The 14,611-nt window shown below is 55.3% G+C and carries 7 protein-coding genes and 8 tRNA genes; 13 read left to right on the top strand and 2 right to left on the bottom strand.

Features of this window, described 5'->3' with window-relative positions:
- The first annotated feature begins 17 nt into the window (after positions 1 to 17).
- The 11 genes from pal to E1N14_RS12565 all read left to right on the top strand — a co-directional run bounded on the left by pal (position 18) and on the right by E1N14_RS12565 (position 3,664).
- Positions 18 to 557, top strand: a complete 540-nt coding sequence (gene pal, locus E1N14_RS12615; RefSeq protein ID WP_025889363.1) for a peptidoglycan-associated lipoprotein Pal — start codon at positions 18 to 20, stop codon at positions 555 to 557.
- Between the two features lie 26 nt (positions 558 to 583).
- Positions 584 to 1,312 carry a tol-pal system protein YbgF gene (gene ybgF, locus E1N14_RS12610; RefSeq protein ID WP_025011957.1) on the top strand — a complete coding sequence of 243 codons (729 nt, stop codon included), beginning with the start codon at positions 584 to 586 and terminating at the stop codon, positions 1,310 to 1,312.
- 137 nt (positions 1,313 to 1,449) lie between these two features.
- A tRNA-Lys gene (locus E1N14_RS12605) sits at positions 1,450 to 1,525 on the top strand.
- Between the two features lie 26 nt (positions 1,526 to 1,551).
- Positions 1,552 to 1,627: transfer RNA gene (locus E1N14_RS12600), tRNA-Lys, on the top strand.
- 35 nt (positions 1,628 to 1,662) lie between these two features.
- Positions 1,663 to 1,738, top strand: a tRNA-Lys gene (locus tag E1N14_RS12595).
- 37 nt (positions 1,739 to 1,775) lie between these two features.
- Positions 1,776 to 1,851: transfer RNA gene (locus E1N14_RS12590), tRNA-Lys, on the top strand.
- A 29-nt stretch (positions 1,852 to 1,880) separates the two neighbouring features.
- A tRNA-Lys gene (locus E1N14_RS12585) sits at positions 1,881 to 1,956 on the top strand.
- Positions 1,957 to 1,991: 35 nt separating this feature from the next.
- Positions 1,992 to 2,067, top strand: a tRNA-Lys gene (locus E1N14_RS12580).
- Between the two features lie 28 nt (positions 2,068 to 2,095).
- Positions 2,096 to 2,171: transfer RNA gene (locus tag E1N14_RS12575), tRNA-Lys, on the top strand.
- A gap of 19 nt (positions 2,172 to 2,190) precedes the next feature.
- Positions 2,191 to 2,266, top strand: a tRNA-Lys gene (locus E1N14_RS12570).
- Positions 2,267 to 2,494: 228 nt separating this feature from the next.
- Positions 2,495 to 3,664, top strand: coding sequence for a DcaP family trimeric outer membrane transporter (locus tag E1N14_RS12565; protein ID WP_025012039.1), 1,170 nt, complete (start codon positions 2,495 to 2,497; stop codon positions 3,662 to 3,664).
- Between the two features lie 452 nt (positions 3,665 to 4,116).
- On the opposite strand, the gene acs is transcribed toward E1N14_RS12565, so the two are convergent.
- A complete protein-coding gene (acs, locus tag E1N14_RS12560; RefSeq protein ID WP_025012038.1) occupies positions 4,117 to 6,069 on the bottom strand; it encodes an acetate--CoA ligase in 1,953 nt (650 codons plus the stop codon).
- A 599-nt stretch (positions 6,070 to 6,668) separates the two neighbouring features.
- Here acs and E1N14_RS12555 point away from each other — a divergent pair.
- Positions 6,669 to 10,097 carry a hybrid sensor histidine kinase/response regulator gene (locus E1N14_RS12555; RefSeq protein ID WP_025012037.1) on the top strand — a complete coding sequence of 1,143 codons (3,429 nt, stop codon included), beginning with the start codon at positions 6,669 to 6,671 and terminating at the stop codon, positions 10,095 to 10,097.
- 70 nt (positions 10,098 to 10,167) lie between these two features.
- Here E1N14_RS12555 and E1N14_RS12550 read toward each other — a convergent pair whose 3' ends face one another.
- Positions 10,168 to 10,968 (bottom strand): phosphatase PAP2 family protein, encoded by an 801-nt coding sequence (locus E1N14_RS12550; protein WP_051547206.1) that lies wholly within the window; start codon positions 10,966 to 10,968, stop codon positions 10,168 to 10,170.
- Positions 10,969 to 11,312: 344 nt separating this feature from the next.
- Here E1N14_RS12550 and E1N14_RS12545 point away from each other — a divergent pair, with 344 nt between their 5' ends.
- Positions 11,313 to 14,537 carry a S41 family peptidase gene (locus E1N14_RS12545; RefSeq protein ID WP_062793982.1) on the top strand — a complete coding sequence of 1,075 codons (3,225 nt, stop codon included), beginning with the start codon at positions 11,313 to 11,315 and terminating at the stop codon, positions 14,535 to 14,537.
- The last annotated feature ends 74 nt before the right edge of the window (positions 14,538 to 14,611 follow it).

Genomic DNA, 14,611 nt, shown 5'->3' with positions numbered 1-14,611 from the left:
TTCAGAAGGATAACATGATGGATCTCAACAAGTTGTTTAAGGCAATCGTAATCGCTGCGCCATTACTGGCTCTGGGTGCCTGTAGCTCAACTTCAGAATCAGAAACGGACGCCAGCGGTTCGACAACTTCCGGTAGCGAGTACGGCAATGGTGCCGGCGGCGTGGAAATCGGTGGCGCCAATCCGGTGCTGAGCCCGGAAGAGCAGCAGCGCCTCAAGTTCCAGGAACTGCGTAAAGAACACATCATCTACTTTGATTTTGACCGCAGTGAAGTGCAGACAGAATTTGCTGAAATTCTGGAAGCCCACGGTACTTATCTGGTTGAACATCCTAACGTACGCGTGTTGATCGAAGGCCACGCCGACGAGCGTGGTACTCCGGAGTACAACATAGCTCTGGGTGAGCGCCGCGCCAAGGCTGTAGCCAAGTACCTGCAGGGTATGGGGGTACTGCCAAGCCAGATGAGCATTGTCAGCTATGGTGAAGAGAAGCCTCTGGATATGAGCCACACAGACGAAGGTTTTGCCAAGAACCGTCGCGCTGTGCTGGTGTATTGATCCCGGCATTAGAGGGACATTGAAGAATGAAGAAAGCCGTTATCATCACGGCCATGCTTCTGGGAACTGGGGTCGCTTATGCGGCCCCAGCGCCCGTTGAAGACATTGGCGGCGGTTCCAGTGAGGATCGCATCGCCCGCCTTGAGCGGATCATCAAGGCCCGTCAGCAAGCCGAGTTTGAGACCATGCGCAGAATGGATACTCTGCAGCAGGAGGTGCTGGAACTCAGAGGCCTGACCGAACAACAGAACTATCAGATAAACCAGATGTTGCAGCGCCAGCGCCAGCTCTATGACGAAATCGCCAACCTGCAAAGCAAGCCTGCAGCGCCCGCCGTCAGCCAAACCCCATCCAATGTGGTGGCCAGTTCGTCTTTGTCCGAGACCGACAGCTATCAAAGGGCGGTCGATCTGGTACTGAAAGAGCGCCAGTACGACGCAGCAATTCCGGCATTTCGTGACTTTATCAAGCAGTACCCCAATTCGGGCTTTGCCGATAACGCCAACTATTGGCTCGGGCAACTGCTCTATAATAAGAATGAATTTGCTGAAGCCAAAACCGCTTTTGCCAATGTGGTCGATAACTTCAAAGAATCGGGTAAGCGGGCCGACAGTCTGGTTAAACTTGGGCTGATTGCCGAAAAAACAGGCGATAAAACGGCAGCAAAGAACTACTATCAGCAAGTGGTGAAACAGTACGCAAACAGCGCTGCAGCAAGGATTGCACAGCAGCAATTGGCGGCAATTAAACCATGATTTAACTAAAAAACATCCGCCCAGTTTGTTTTTCATGCAAACAACAAAAAATCGGGAATTTACACTTGCATGAGAATCACAAAGCGGTATTATAGGCGCCCTCAGCACGGCATGGCCTGCTGAGGCGAAACTTGAATGGGTCGTTAGCTCAGTCGGTAGAGCAGTTGGCTTTTAACCAATTGGTCGAAGGTTCGAATCCTTCACGACCCACCAACTTCATGTTTCGTAAACCTTTTAGTGGGTCGTTAGCTCAGTCGGTAGAGCAGTTGGCTTTTAACCAATTGGTCGAAGGTTCGAATCCTTCACGACCCACCACTGATTTATTGCGGTCTGCCTCGGCAGTCAATGTCGGGTCGTTAGCTCAGTCGGTAGAGCAGTTGGCTTTTAACCAATTGGTCGAAGGTTCGAATCCTTCACGACCCACCATCGCAATCCAAATCAAACAATCTGGCAGTATATCCGTGGGTCGTTAGCTCAGTCGGTAGAGCAGTTGGCTTTTAACCAATTGGTCGAAGGTTCGAATCCTTCACGACCCACCACTTGCTTGAGAATAGGGTGACACCCAGATGGGTCGTTAGCTCAGTCGGTAGAGCAGTTGGCTTTTAACCAATTGGTCGAAGGTTCGAATCCTTCACGACCCACCATTTCTCAGCATGCTGCAAAAGGTAGATCTTCCTGCGGGTCGTTAGCTCAGTCGGTAGAGCAGTTGGCTTTTAACCAATTGGTCGAAGGTTCGAATCCTTCACGACCCACCATCAGGAAAGATAGACCACAACATTCAGTGGGTCGTTAGCTCAGTCGGTAGAGCAGTTGGCTTTTAACCAATTGGTCGAAGGTTCGAATCCTTCACGACCCACCACTGAATGCTCAATCTGTATGGGTCGTTAGCTCAGTCGGTAGAGCAGTTGGCTTTTAACCAATTGGTCGAAGGTTCGAATCCTTCACGACCCACCATCCAGAACTCCGCTTGAAAACGCCAAGCTCACCAATATCCAGCTTCAGTCGATTCGCTTTAATATCCAAGCTAATTTAGCCAATACTTTTCTACTTTTGTCTCATAGACCTATTGCCAATGTTTCAATTCTGTTAAACATCGGATAGTGCTTCTTGCTTTCTCAATCTGTCTTGGCAGTTGTGTTTTTTGCCGGATGGATTGGCATAACAACAAGGAGACAATCCAAGATGAAACAAGCAAGACTCACCGGGGTGTGCGCTGCAACCCTTCTGGCTCTGGGTGGTTTGGGGACGGCTCAGGCATCGGTATTGGAAAAGACTGACGTGCAGTTTGGCGGCTATCTCAAGGCCGATATCATGTTCAGCGATTACAGTAATGGCGCGCCCGACTCCAACAACGTCTCACGCCAGTTCTATGTGCCCGGCGCCATCTATGGGGTAGATGGCAACGGCAATCAGGTGACCGACTTCCAGGCGCGGGAAACCCGTTTTAACTTCAAGACGGTAACAGATCTCGACGGCCACACTCTCACCGGCTTTATTGAGCTGGACTTCATGACTCATACCGATGGTGATGAGCGGGTATCCAACAGCTATTCACCGCGCATTCGTCACGCTTTTATCAGCTATGACAACTGGACCATAGGCCAGACCTGGACCACCTTTATGAACCCGGGGGCACTGCCGGAAAACCTTGATTTTGTGGGTGCCACCGAAGGTACGCCCTTTGCCCGTCAGGCGCAGCTGAGATACAGCAATGGTGGCTTTCAAATCGCCATCGAAAACCCGGAAACCACTATTACTCCCTATGGCGGTGGCAGCCGGATCACCAGTGGCAATGGAGTGATGCCGGATCTTATCGCCCGATATAACTTCAAGACCTCAGGCGGCGCCAGTTTCTCTGTGATGGGGATGCTGAGGCAGCTCGAGCTTGAGACCCGTATCGCCAATCAGGATATAGACAGCACTGAGCTAGGCTATGGCGCCAGCGTGGCCGGGATCATTCCTGTGGGCCGTGATGATATCCGTTTCACCGCCACCTATGGCGAAGGCCTGGGCCGCTATGTGGCGCTGAACTTTGCCAATGGCGCGGTACTGGACAACAACAACGACCTGCAGGCGATAGAATCCTACTCAGGCTTTGTGTCTTATCGTCATTGGTGGAACGAGCAGTGGCGCTCAAGCTTTACCTTGTCTGCTTTCAGCGCCGATAACGATGTGTCTCTGACCGGAAGCAGCGCCAATAAGGAATCCTATTCAGGTTATATCAACCTGCTTTACTCGCCGGTGAAGGCACTGACCTTTGGGGTAGAGTATATGTATGCCAAGAACGAGCGGGAAAATGGCACAGATGGTGAGCTTAACCGGGTCACCTTCTCGGCCAAATACGTACTTTAACCCTTGTTGCGACCGGGAGCTGTGACTCCCTACTTGTGACTCCCTATTTATACTCTTAGCCAAGCCACCTCAGGGTGGCTTGCTTTATTCGGTGGCTACCTAAATATCCAGCCAATTGTGAAATCTGCCTCAAAGGTTTAGGGGCTGTAATGAATGACATGGTTCCCCTTCATTGCAAACTCCGGTCATAGAGGTTCATCAACGCCAGAAGCAGGCAATGGCCCATTATGTTGGTTATCGTTGCGCTGAGCTTACCAAACACTAATTCGCTATTCATGCCATTGATAACATGTGAGAAGTCATTCTTCACATGTTAATGCTTCGGGGTCAACTGGAGGAGGTACCTGAAATGTATGAGCGGCTTACATAGGTAACCCGTTTAAGCCGATTCTGAGGCAAGCTGAAAGTAAAAAAATGCCCCTCCAGGAGGGGCAATAGGAGGAAGTAAGCTTTTACTCTGTACGGTTGAGTCGCGACTCAATCAGAGTATCAATCACGGCTGGGTCGGCCAGAGTTGATGCATCTCCAAGGTTGGTTATCTCGTTGGCGGCAATCTTGCGCAGGAAGCGGCGCATGATCTTGCCGGAGCGGGTCTTGGGCAGGCCGCCGGCGAATTGGATAAGATCCGGGGTCGCCAGGGCGCCAATCTCTTTGCGCACCCATTGTCTCAGCTGTTGTCTCAGCTCTTCGGTGGCTTCTATGCCCTTGGTCAGTGTGACATAGGCGTAGATCCCCTGGCCCTTGATGTCATGGGGGTAACCCACAACCGCAGCCTCGGCCACCAGATCGTGCGCCACCAGTGCGCTTTCAATCTCGGCGGTACCCAGCCGGTGACCAGAGACGTTAATCACGTCATCGACCCGGCCGGTGATCCAGTAGTAGCCGTCTTCATCACGGCGGGCACCGTCACCGGTGAAATACATGCCGCGGAAGGTTTTGAAGTAGGTCAGGGCAAAGCGCTCATGATCACCGTAAACCGTGCGCATCTGTCCCGGCCAGGAATCCAGCATCACCAGGTTGCCCTCGGTAGCGCCTTCCAGAATATTGCCCATGTTGTCTACCAGCGCAGGTTGCACCCCGAAGAAGGGACGGGTGGCCGAGCCAGGCTTGGTGTCCGTTGCACCGGGCAGCGGACTGATAAGAATGCCGCCGGTTTCGGTTTGCCACCAGGTATCGACAATCGGGCAATGTTCATGACCTATGACCTCGTGATACCAGCGCCAGGCCTCAGGGTTGATGGGTTCGCCCACAGAGCCCATGATCCGCAGCGAGCTGCCGTCAAACTGATCAAATTGCTCCTTACCTTCGGCCATCAGGGCACGGATAAGCGTGGGGGCCGTGTAGAGTATGTTGACCTGATGGCGGTCAATCATCTCGCCCAGGCGGGCAGGGCTTGGGTAGTTGGGCACACCTTCGTGAATAAGTACCGTGGCGCCATTGGCCAGCGGGCCGTAAATCATATAGCTGTGGCCGGTTATCCAGCCCACATCTGCGGTGCACCAGTAGACTTCGCCCTGCTTGTAGTCGAACACATATTCGTGGGTCATGGAGGCGTACACCATGTAGCCGCCCGTGGTGTGCAGTACACCCTTGGGGTTACCGGTAGAGCCTGAGGTATAGAGCAGGAACAAGGGATCCTCGGCGCCCATCTCTTCCACTTCGCAATGCTCGGAAGCGGTTTCGGTCAGCGATTCCCACCAGACATCACGACTATCGACCCAGTTGATATCATTGCCCGTGCGTTTGAGCACTATCACCTTCTCAACCGTGGTGACATCCGGATGGGCCAGCGCCTCGTCGATATTGCGCTTGAGTGGGATGGCCCGGCCACCACGCAGACCTTCGTCTGCGGTCAAAATTACTTTGGAGCGGCCATCTATGATACGTGAAGCGATGGAATCCGGGGAAAAACCACCAAATACCACGGAATGCACGGCGCCGATGCGGGCACAGGCCAGCATGGCGATGGCGGCTTCCGGCACCATGGGCATATACATGGTGACCACGTCACCGCGGCGCACGCCCTGGCTCTTGAGGGCGTTGGCAAATTTGCACACTTCTGTGTGCAGCTGGCTGTAGCTCAGGGTGCGTTGATCTTTGGCATCATCGCCTTCCCAGATGATGGCGGTTTGGTCGCCCAGTTTTTCCAGATGGCGGTCGAGGCAGTTGGCCGAGGCGTTCAGTGTGCCGTCGTAGAACCAGTTGATGGACAGGTTGTGATCGTCAAATGAGGTTTTCTTGACTTTGGTATAGGGCTTGATCCAGTCGATACGTTTTCCATGTTCACGCCAGAAACCTTCGGGGTTAACCACGGACTCCTGGTACATTTTCTTATATTTTTCATCATTTACCAGTGCATTGGCCGCAATTGCTGCGGGCACTTTATAAAGAGACTGAGTGCTCATTTGGCTTCCCTTTGTTTTTGTCATGCGTGAGCCAAAGTATGGGATGCTTGCCGGTGCCGTCTCTATTAGACATTGGTCTAGTTCTGAAAAAATGTTATTTATTAACCGGTTATTGCGTTTAAAACGAACAGCTTGAAGTGCTTGAGCCGGCGCCGTTTTTTAGGGAAGGTGTGAATAAGTCCTCGCGGCACTCTGGCTTACACAGCAATTGGCATTCAAGGCATCTGACTGAAGGCATGCCGGGGCCTGTCGAAGTCGGATAACGCAGAGAGCCGGTTGCTGTGTAAGCCCCGAAGGGCGTGGCTTACAGGCCTGTCTGCTGTGTTGTGCTTCTTACAAAGGACTAAGGCCATTTGCTGCGAACCACGCCTTGCATCCATGCCCGTAAGCCGACGCAGAGCACGCATGGGACTTGTTCGCACCTTCCTTAGCTTTCCAGGACATTGAAAGCCGCCTGAAAACGCCGGGTTTCAGCCTCTGTAAAGTAAGGAAAACGTAAACGTGGACCAAGGCAGCGGTTCATCAAAGCCATTGGCTGGTGTAATCTAGCCGGGATAACAACAGTCGCCGACGGATACGGCGACAATAAAGAGAACCCTATGAATCTGACCCTTTTTGTGGCGGTGATCGCCGTCTGTTATGTCTGTTTGCTGTTTCTGCTTGCCTGGGGCGCGGAGCGTTGGTTCAGTGGTGTCACCCGCAGGTTGCAGAAATGGATCTACGCCCTCAGCCTGGCGGTGTATTGCTCTTCCTGGAGTTTTCTCGGCACGGTTGGCCAGTCGGCCAATGACTTTTGGTCCTATCTGCATATCTTTATCGGCCCCATCATCATTTTTACCCTGGGCTTTGGCATGCTGCGCAAAATGGTGGTGGTGTCCAAGGCGCAAAATATCACCTCGGTGGCCGATTTTATCGCCGCCCGCTACGGCAAGTCGCAGCCGCTGGCGGTGATCATCACTCTCATTGCCCTGTTCGGCATCATGCCCTATATCGCGCTGCAGCTGAAAGCCATGGTATTCAGCCTAAGCCTGTTCCAAAGCCCGGATGATCCGCTCGATGGCGCCAAAGTCGCGCTTATCATCGCCGTGCTGCTGGCCATCTTTGCCATCCTCTTCGGCACCCGCAAACTGGATGCCACCGAGCATAATCCGGGGATGATGCTGGCTATCGCCTTTGAATCCTTGGTGAAACTGGCCGCCTTTGTGTTGGTGGGCGGCATAGTGGTCTTCGGGGTATTTGGCGGCTTTGGCGACCTCTGGGGCCAGGCCAGCGCCAAGGGGGTAATAGTCAATCCCAATTTAAGGCTCGAAGCGCTGATGCCCGAGCTGATAGTCGGCATGGCGGCTTTTCTCTGTATGCCGCGCCAGTTCCACGTAATGGTGGTCGAGGCAGAAGGCGAGCAGACACTGTCCAAGGCGCGCTGGTTGTTCCCTCTCTATATCGGCCTGTTCGGCCTGTTTGTCGGGCCGCTGGCACTGGCGGGCAAGGTGCTGCTCGGCGACAGTGTCTCTGCCGATACCTATGTGATCAATCTGCCGCTGGCGCTGGACGCACCTTGGCTGGCGATAGTGGCGCTGCTGGGAACCCTCTCGGCCGCCACCGGCATGGTGATAGTGGCTGTGGTGACCATCAGTGTGATGATAAGCAACGAGTGGCTGGTGCCGGTACTCTTGCGTACCGGGCAGATCCGCCGCAAGAACTTCAGCCAGTTTTCCCTGCAACTGCTCTATGCCAGACGTCTCTCCATCGCGCTGATCCTGGCTTTCGGGTATTTCAGTTACCTAAGCTTTGAGAGCAGTGATTCTCTGTCCAACCTGGGTATGCTGTCTTTCGGCGCCTTTGCCCAATTGGCACCGGCCTTGGTGGGCGGGCTCTACTGGAAACATGGCAATCGCGCCGGGGTGTTTCTCGGCATGGCGGCGGGCTTCGGTCTGTGGGGCTTTTTGCTGCTCAAGGGCTCGGGCGCCTGGGAAGGCGTGCTGGCAGGTCAATTTGAACTGTTAAAGGCGCTTAAGCCCAATGTCAACGATACCCTGTTGGCACTCGGCGCCAACCTGATTGGCTATATCGGCGGCTCTATCTGGCTGCGCGCCGGCTTGGTGGAGCGTATTCAGGCCAGCGCCTTTGTCACCCCGGGTGAACTCAAAAACACAGGTAATCGCAAGACAGGCCCCATCAGTCAGCAGGACTTGCTTATCCTGGCCAGCCGCTTTGTCAGTCCGACCCGGGCCTATGAGAGTTTCTCGCGCTTTTCTGCCGATGCGGTGCGCAGCGACAGCTGGCACAAGACCGCATCGCCCGAGCTTATTGCCCATACCGAGCACATGCTGGCCGGGGTACTGGGGGCTTCCAGCGCCTCTTTGGTGATGGACTCAGTGTTGCAGGGGCGGGACCTGGCCCTCGATGAAGTCTTCAGCCTGGTGGATGAGGCCTCGTCGAAGATTATTCTCAGTCAGGACATGCTGCGCGCCGCCATAGAACACGCCTACGAGGGCATGAGCGTGGTCGACAAAGATCTCAACCTGGTGGCCTGGAACTACCGCTATGTAGAGCTTTACGACTATCCGGAAGATTTCCTGCAACCGGGCATGTCCATCAGCGAGGTGATACGTTTCAATGCCTCCCGCGGCTACTGCGGCCCGGGGGATGTGAACGAGCATGTCGAGCGCCGGGTACAGCATATGCGTAACGGCACCGCCCACAGCTCAGAGCGGCGCAGGCGCGATGGCAAGGTGATCAAGATTCAGGGGAATCCCATGCCGGACGGCGGCTTTGTGATGACCTTTACCGACATTACCCAATATCGCGAGCAGCAACAGGCGCTGGAGCAGGTTAACGAGACCCTGGAGGCCAGAGTCAAGGAGCGCACCTATGAGCTGGCACTGCTCAACAGCAAGCTGCTCGAGGCCAAGGCCCAGGAGGAGATGGCCAACGCTTCCAAGAGCCGCTTTCTGGCGGCGGTGGGGCATGACTTAATGCAGCCGCTCAATGCGGCCAGGCTGTTTACCGCCTCTTTGAGTCAGTATCCCGGGCTGGACAGGGAAGGGCGACTGACCCTCTCCCATGTCAACAGCTCACTGAAAACCGCCGGTGAACTGCTGACCGATCTTTTGGATATCTCCAAGCTGGATTCCGGCATGGTGGAGGTAAAACGGCGCGACTTTGCCATCTCCGAAGTGCTCAACGCCCTGGCGGTGGAGTTTGAGGCCATGGCCAAAGACTGCCAGATCCGCTTTGCCATGATGCCTTGTAGCCTGACAGTCAATTCAGATCCGTCACTGCTGCGGCGGGTGCTGCAGAACTTTCTCACCAACGCCTATCGCTATGCCAAGGGTGGACGGGTGCTGATGGGCTGTCGTCGCCGCGGCAGTGAGCTTGAGGTGCAGGTGCTGGATACCGGCTGCGGCATCGAAGCCGGGCAGCTTAGGGAGATATTTCATGAGTTCAAGCGCCTGGATAACCCCCATTCCAACAGCGTCAACGGCCTGGGGCTTGGGCTGGCGATAGCCGACAGAATAAGCAAAGTTCTGGAGCATGATATCCGTGTATCTTCGGTGCAGGGCAAGGGCTCTGTTTTTGCCATTCGGGTGCCGCTTGGGGCCACTGTCAGCGTGCCGCAGCCCAAGGCCATCTCTTCTGTGTTGCAGCCGCTCGCCGGAGTCAAGGTGCTGTGTATCGACAACGAAGAGGCTATCCTCGCCGGGCTCGAAAGCCTGTTGAGCCGCTGGCAGTGCGAGGTGATCTGCGCCCGGGATCTGAGTGATGCCAGGATCAAGCTGGGGCTCAAAGGGGTGGCGCCGGATATCATGCTGGCGGATTATCATCTGGATAAGGGCCAAAACGGCGTCGATGCCATGGATGAGCTCAGGGCGCTGTATGGGCAACATCTGCCCGGCATTTTGATCACCGCCAATACCCGTAAGGATCTGGTGGAGGATGTCGAGCGCCGCGGTTACCACTATATGGCCAAGATGATTAAACCGGCGGCGCTCAGAGCTTTGATCTCAAGCCTGGTGAAGAAGGCGTAATACACAAGCTCAGTGAAATAGCCTATGGAAACGGGGCCTGATTTATCGGCAATAAATCAGGCCCCGTATTTTAGTGGGTGACTTCTGTCTGTGTCTGTGTCTGTATCTGTGCCTGTGTCTGTATCAGAGTTTGTGCCTGCGCCGGAACCCCGGCGTATCCTGCCGCTAGCCAGGGGCGATAAGCCAGGCCGTAGCTCAAGGTCGCCATGGTCCAACCGATAAGGGCGCTGGTGATATCGTGGGATAAAAAGTGGGCGCCGCGAAACTCCTGACACAGACTGAACACGGCGCCTATCAGCAATACCGCGCCGAGTAACTTAAAGCGCCATTTCGGCTTCAAGACCAACGCCAGATAATAAAGTCCCACCCAGGCAAAGGCGCCGCTGGAGTGGCCGCCGGGGAAACACTGGCCCAATTCAGTGTCAACACTCAGGCTCATGGGGAAGGGCAGATAAGGCTGCTGGCCACCAAATAAACTGAGATCCCAGGGGCAGGCAACATTGGTCATGCTCTTGCCGATACGCACCAAAAGCACGGTTGCCAGGGCGCTTATAAACAACATCAGCAAGGGCCGGCGCCAGCGCTTCATTGAGGCTTTGAAACTGCTTAAAACCAGGGTCGACAGCAACACAACTGCCGCCAGCACCACCAGATCCCGTCCTCCTGTGTGCAGCAGTTTGTCTGCAACAAAGGCATGGCGCCAGGGCCAGGCTGTGTCGGTGCCCTCAAATGCCAACATCCACTGTGCCAGCAGCAGGTCGGCATTAGTGATGTGCAGCAAGATAAGCACGCCAAGCCCTACCGATAACGGCAACAGCAGATGATGTTTGAACCAGTGTTGAAAACTCAGCGGGTGGCTTGCAATGGGCATTGTGATTCCTGTGACATAGTGCGAGTTGAGACAGAGTCGCAGCTGAGATCTGCGAAATAAAAAGCCTGAAAAAGCGGGCGTTGAACTCATGGCGTTGAACTCACGGCCCGGTTGGTGGATAGGAATTATTCTGGCCGGCTCAGATTAAGGTCTGCTTAAGGCCGGGTTTTTTTGTCTCAATTGCCCGGAATGGCGTATTGCAATGAGTTGAAACAAAACCTTTTTTGCGTATTTTTTTACCACTGGTTATGTTACAGGGGTAGCTCTGCTATGGCGCTGGTTAAGTTGCGGTTTTGGCGGGGGATCCCCACAGGTTTGCTGGTATTCAAATACAAGGAACAGGAATGAAGCTCAATAAACTCTTTTGGCTGACGGCCCTTGCGCTAGGCAGCCCCAATTTGCTGGCTGCCGAGGCCAAACTCCTGCGGGAGCCGGATCTTCGCGGTGATACTCTGGTGTTTTCCTACGCCAAGGATATCTGGAAGGTGTCACTCAAGGGTGGCGAGGCGGTGCGCCTCACCAGCTTCCAAGGGCAGGAGATGCAACCCAAGCTGTCGCCCGACGGCAAGTGGGTGGCCTTTACCGGCGACTATGATGGCAATCAGGATATCTACCTGCTGCCGATTGCCGGTGGCGAGCCCAAACGCCTGACCTTCCACCCGGATGTGGATCAGCTGGTGGGCTGGAGCCCGGACAGCAAGTCGGTATTGCTGCGCTCCGGCAGGGCCAATGCCCCGAGAGGCTGGCAGCAGCTGTTTACCCTGTCCATCGAGGGCGGCAATCCCAAGCCTTTACCCATGAACCGCGCCTTTGACGGCAGTTTCTCTGCCGATGGCAAGCAGCTGGTTTACCGCCGCGCCGGTCTTTGGGACCCGGGTTGGCGTAACTACCGCGGCGGCCAGAATCAGCCGCTCAGGTTGATTTCGCTCGATAGCCTGGAGGAAAAAGATCTGCCCTGGGACAACACCCAGGATCTCGAGCCCCAGTGGCACGGCGACTATATCTATTTCCTCTCCAACCGCTCTCAGGTCACTAATATCTTTCGGGTAGCGGTCAAGGGCGGTGAGCCGGAGCAGGTGACCCATTACCAGGATGCCGATGTCAAAGGCTTTACCCTGGATAACGACACTCTGGTATACGAATACCGTGGCGAGCTGGTGAAAAAATCGCTGGCTAATACCAATGCCAACGACAAGGGCGAAGCACTGGCCATCAGCCTGCATGCCGATTTCCCCTGGGTGCGGCCACGCTTTGAAGAGGTCGAAAAGCAGATAGAGTCGGCGGCCATTTCGCCTACCGGTAAGCGCGCCCTGTTTGTGGCCCGCGGCGATGTATTTACCGTGCCCGTGGAGCACGGCGATGCCCGTAATCTTACTGAAAGCTCAGACAGCCGCGAAGTGGGCGCCGCCTGGTCCAACGGCGGCAAACAGTTGGCCTGGTTCTCCGACAAGAGCGGCGAATATCGACTGGTGATAGCCGATCAACTCGGCAAGCCGCAGCAAGAGATCAAACTGGCCGAAAAGGGCTTCTATACCGGGCTTATCTGGTCGCCCGATGATAAACAGCTGGTGTTCAGCGATCAGCGCCAGCAACTCTGGCTGGCAGACTTGTCCAAGGGCAAGGCGCAGGTTATCGACAGCCAGCCGGTAGTGAATCCCGACTGGGAAATGGCCCCCAGCTGGTCGCCTGACAGCCGTTATCTGGCCTACAGCAAGCAGGATGACAGCTTCTTCCGCAGCCTCTACCTGTTCGATACCCGCAATAATCAGAGCAACAGAATTACCCAGGGCATGGCCGATGTGCGTTACCCAGTGTGGGACAGCGCCGGCGACAAGCTCTATTTTGCCGCCAGTACCGACTATGGCCCTCACGCCGCCTGGTTGGATATGACCTCGGTTGCCTTCACCCCGACTTACGGCCTCTATACCATGCTGCTCAATACCCGCACCGAGGCGCCCATCCTGCCAAGAAGCGACGAGGAAGAGGGCAGCGGTACTGAAGAGGAAGCCAAAGGCTCAGATGCGCCGCCTGCGGTGCGAATCGATCTTAACGGTATAGCGCAGCGGGTGCTGCCTCTGGGTGAGAGCGGTAAAATCCACAGCCTGAGCGCCGGTAAGCCAGGTGAGCTGTTCTATATGCAGGATTTGGATGAAACCACAGAGCTTCGCAAGTACAGCACTGAGGAACGTAAGGCCGATACCCTGGCCGGTGATGTCGATGAGTATCATCTGAGCCACGACGGCGAGAGCCTACTGGTGAAAATTGGCGACAACTGGCAGCAATTTGCTGGCGCCGCGCCCATGGGTGACGATGCCAAGACGCTCAACGTCAAGCTGACGGCCCGTATCGATCCCAAGGCCGAATGGCAGCAAATCTTCCGCGAAGCCTGGCGCTTCCAGCGCGATTACTTTTATGTCAGTAATCTGCACGGTGCCGATTGGGACGCGGTATACAAGGAGTTCCAGCCACTGGTCGCCCATGTGCGCCACGGCGCCGACATGACCTATCTGCTCGATAACATGGGCGCCGAAACCTCTGTGGGCCACTCCTTTACCAATGATGGCGATTTGCCGGAAATTGCCGACAACCGCACCGGTCTGCTCGGCGCCGATGTTGAGGCGACCGACAAGGGTTACCGCTTCAGCCGCATCTATCGCGGCGAAAACTGGTATCCGGCTGACCAAGGCAGTGCGCCGCTGGCTCTCTATCCCCAGGTCAAGGCGGGCCAGTATCTGCTGGCAGTTAACGGCAAACCTCTGGATAACAAGGCCAACTTCTATCAGGCCTTCCAGGGGACTCTCGGCAAACAGACTCGTCTCAGTATCAGCCCGGATGGCAGCGACAAAAAAGCCTTTGAGGTGACTGTGGTGCCAACGGCCAGCGAACAGGCATTGAGACGTAACGCCTGGGTCGAGGATAACCGCAAGCGGGTGGATGAAGCTTCCGGCGGCAAACTGGCTTATGTTTGGGTTCCGGACACGGGTGAGAACGGTTTCAGTTACTTCAACCGCTACTTCTTCGCCCAGAATCAGCGCCAGGGGGTGATCATAGATGAGCGCTTCAACCACGGCGGTTACATTGCCGAGTACATCATAGATGTGCTGCGCCGCGAGCGTAACGGTTACTTCAATAACCAGATGGCCGGCGATCACCCCATGACCAGCCCGGGCAGCGGTATCTGGGGGCCCAAGGTAATGTTGATCAACGAAGTCTCTGGTTCGGGCGGCGACATGCTCCCTTATATGTTCCGCTATTACCAAGTGGGCAAGCTGGTGGGCAAACGCACCTGGGGTGGCCTGGTCGGCATCTGGGGTGTGCCTTCCCTGATGGATGGCGGCCATATCACGGCGCCACGCAGCGGTTTCTTCAGTATCGACGGCCAGTGGCGGGTCGAGAACGAAGGTGTGGCCCCGGATGTGGAAGTCGAGCAGTGGACCAAAGATACAGCCAAAGGCATAGATCCTCAGCTGGAAAAGGCCATCGCCATTGCCTTGGATGAGCTGAAATCCGCCGCGCCGGTGAAGCTGCCACAACCCGCCGATCCTGTGCGGGTGCCTCAGGTGAAATAGCTTTGATGATATGGCTCTGATGAAATAGCTCAGGGGAAACTAGCCCAATAACTTGCGCCGCTTGCCTCAGTCTT

The organism is Shewanella algae (assembly GCF_009183365.2).
In the GTDB taxonomy this organism is placed as follows: Bacteria; Pseudomonadota; Gammaproteobacteria; order Enterobacterales; family Shewanellaceae; genus Shewanella; species Shewanella algae.
The sequence above is the reverse complement of the archived record's forward strand: the minus strand, read 5'-3'. Positions and strand labels throughout refer to the sequence as shown.

Excerpts from the sequence above, each read along its gene's own strand:
- pal (WP_025889363.1), top strand. The coding sequence starts at position 18 with ATGGATCTCAACAAGTTGTTTAAGGCAATCGTAATCGCTGCGCCATTA.
- ybgF (WP_025011957.1), top strand. The coding sequence starts at position 584 with ATGAAGAAAGCCGTTATCATCACGGCCATGCTTCTGGGAACTGGGGTC.
- E1N14_RS12565 (WP_025012039.1), top strand. The coding sequence starts at position 2,495 with ATGAAACAAGCAAGACTCACCGGGGTGTGCGCTGCAACCCTTCTGGCT.
- acs (WP_025012038.1), bottom strand. The coding sequence starts at position 6,069 with ATGAGCACTCAGTCTCTTTATAAAGTGCCCGCAGCAATTGCGGCCAAT.
- E1N14_RS12555 (WP_025012037.1), top strand. The coding sequence starts at position 6,669 with ATGAATCTGACCCTTTTTGTGGCGGTGATCGCCGTCTGTTATGTCTGT.
- E1N14_RS12550 (WP_051547206.1), bottom strand. The coding sequence starts at position 10,968 with ATGCCCATTGCAAGCCACCCGCTGAGTTTTCAACACTGGTTCAAACAT.
- E1N14_RS12545 (WP_062793982.1), top strand. The coding sequence starts at position 11,313 with ATGAAGCTCAATAAACTCTTTTGGCTGACGGCCCTTGCGCTAGGCAGC.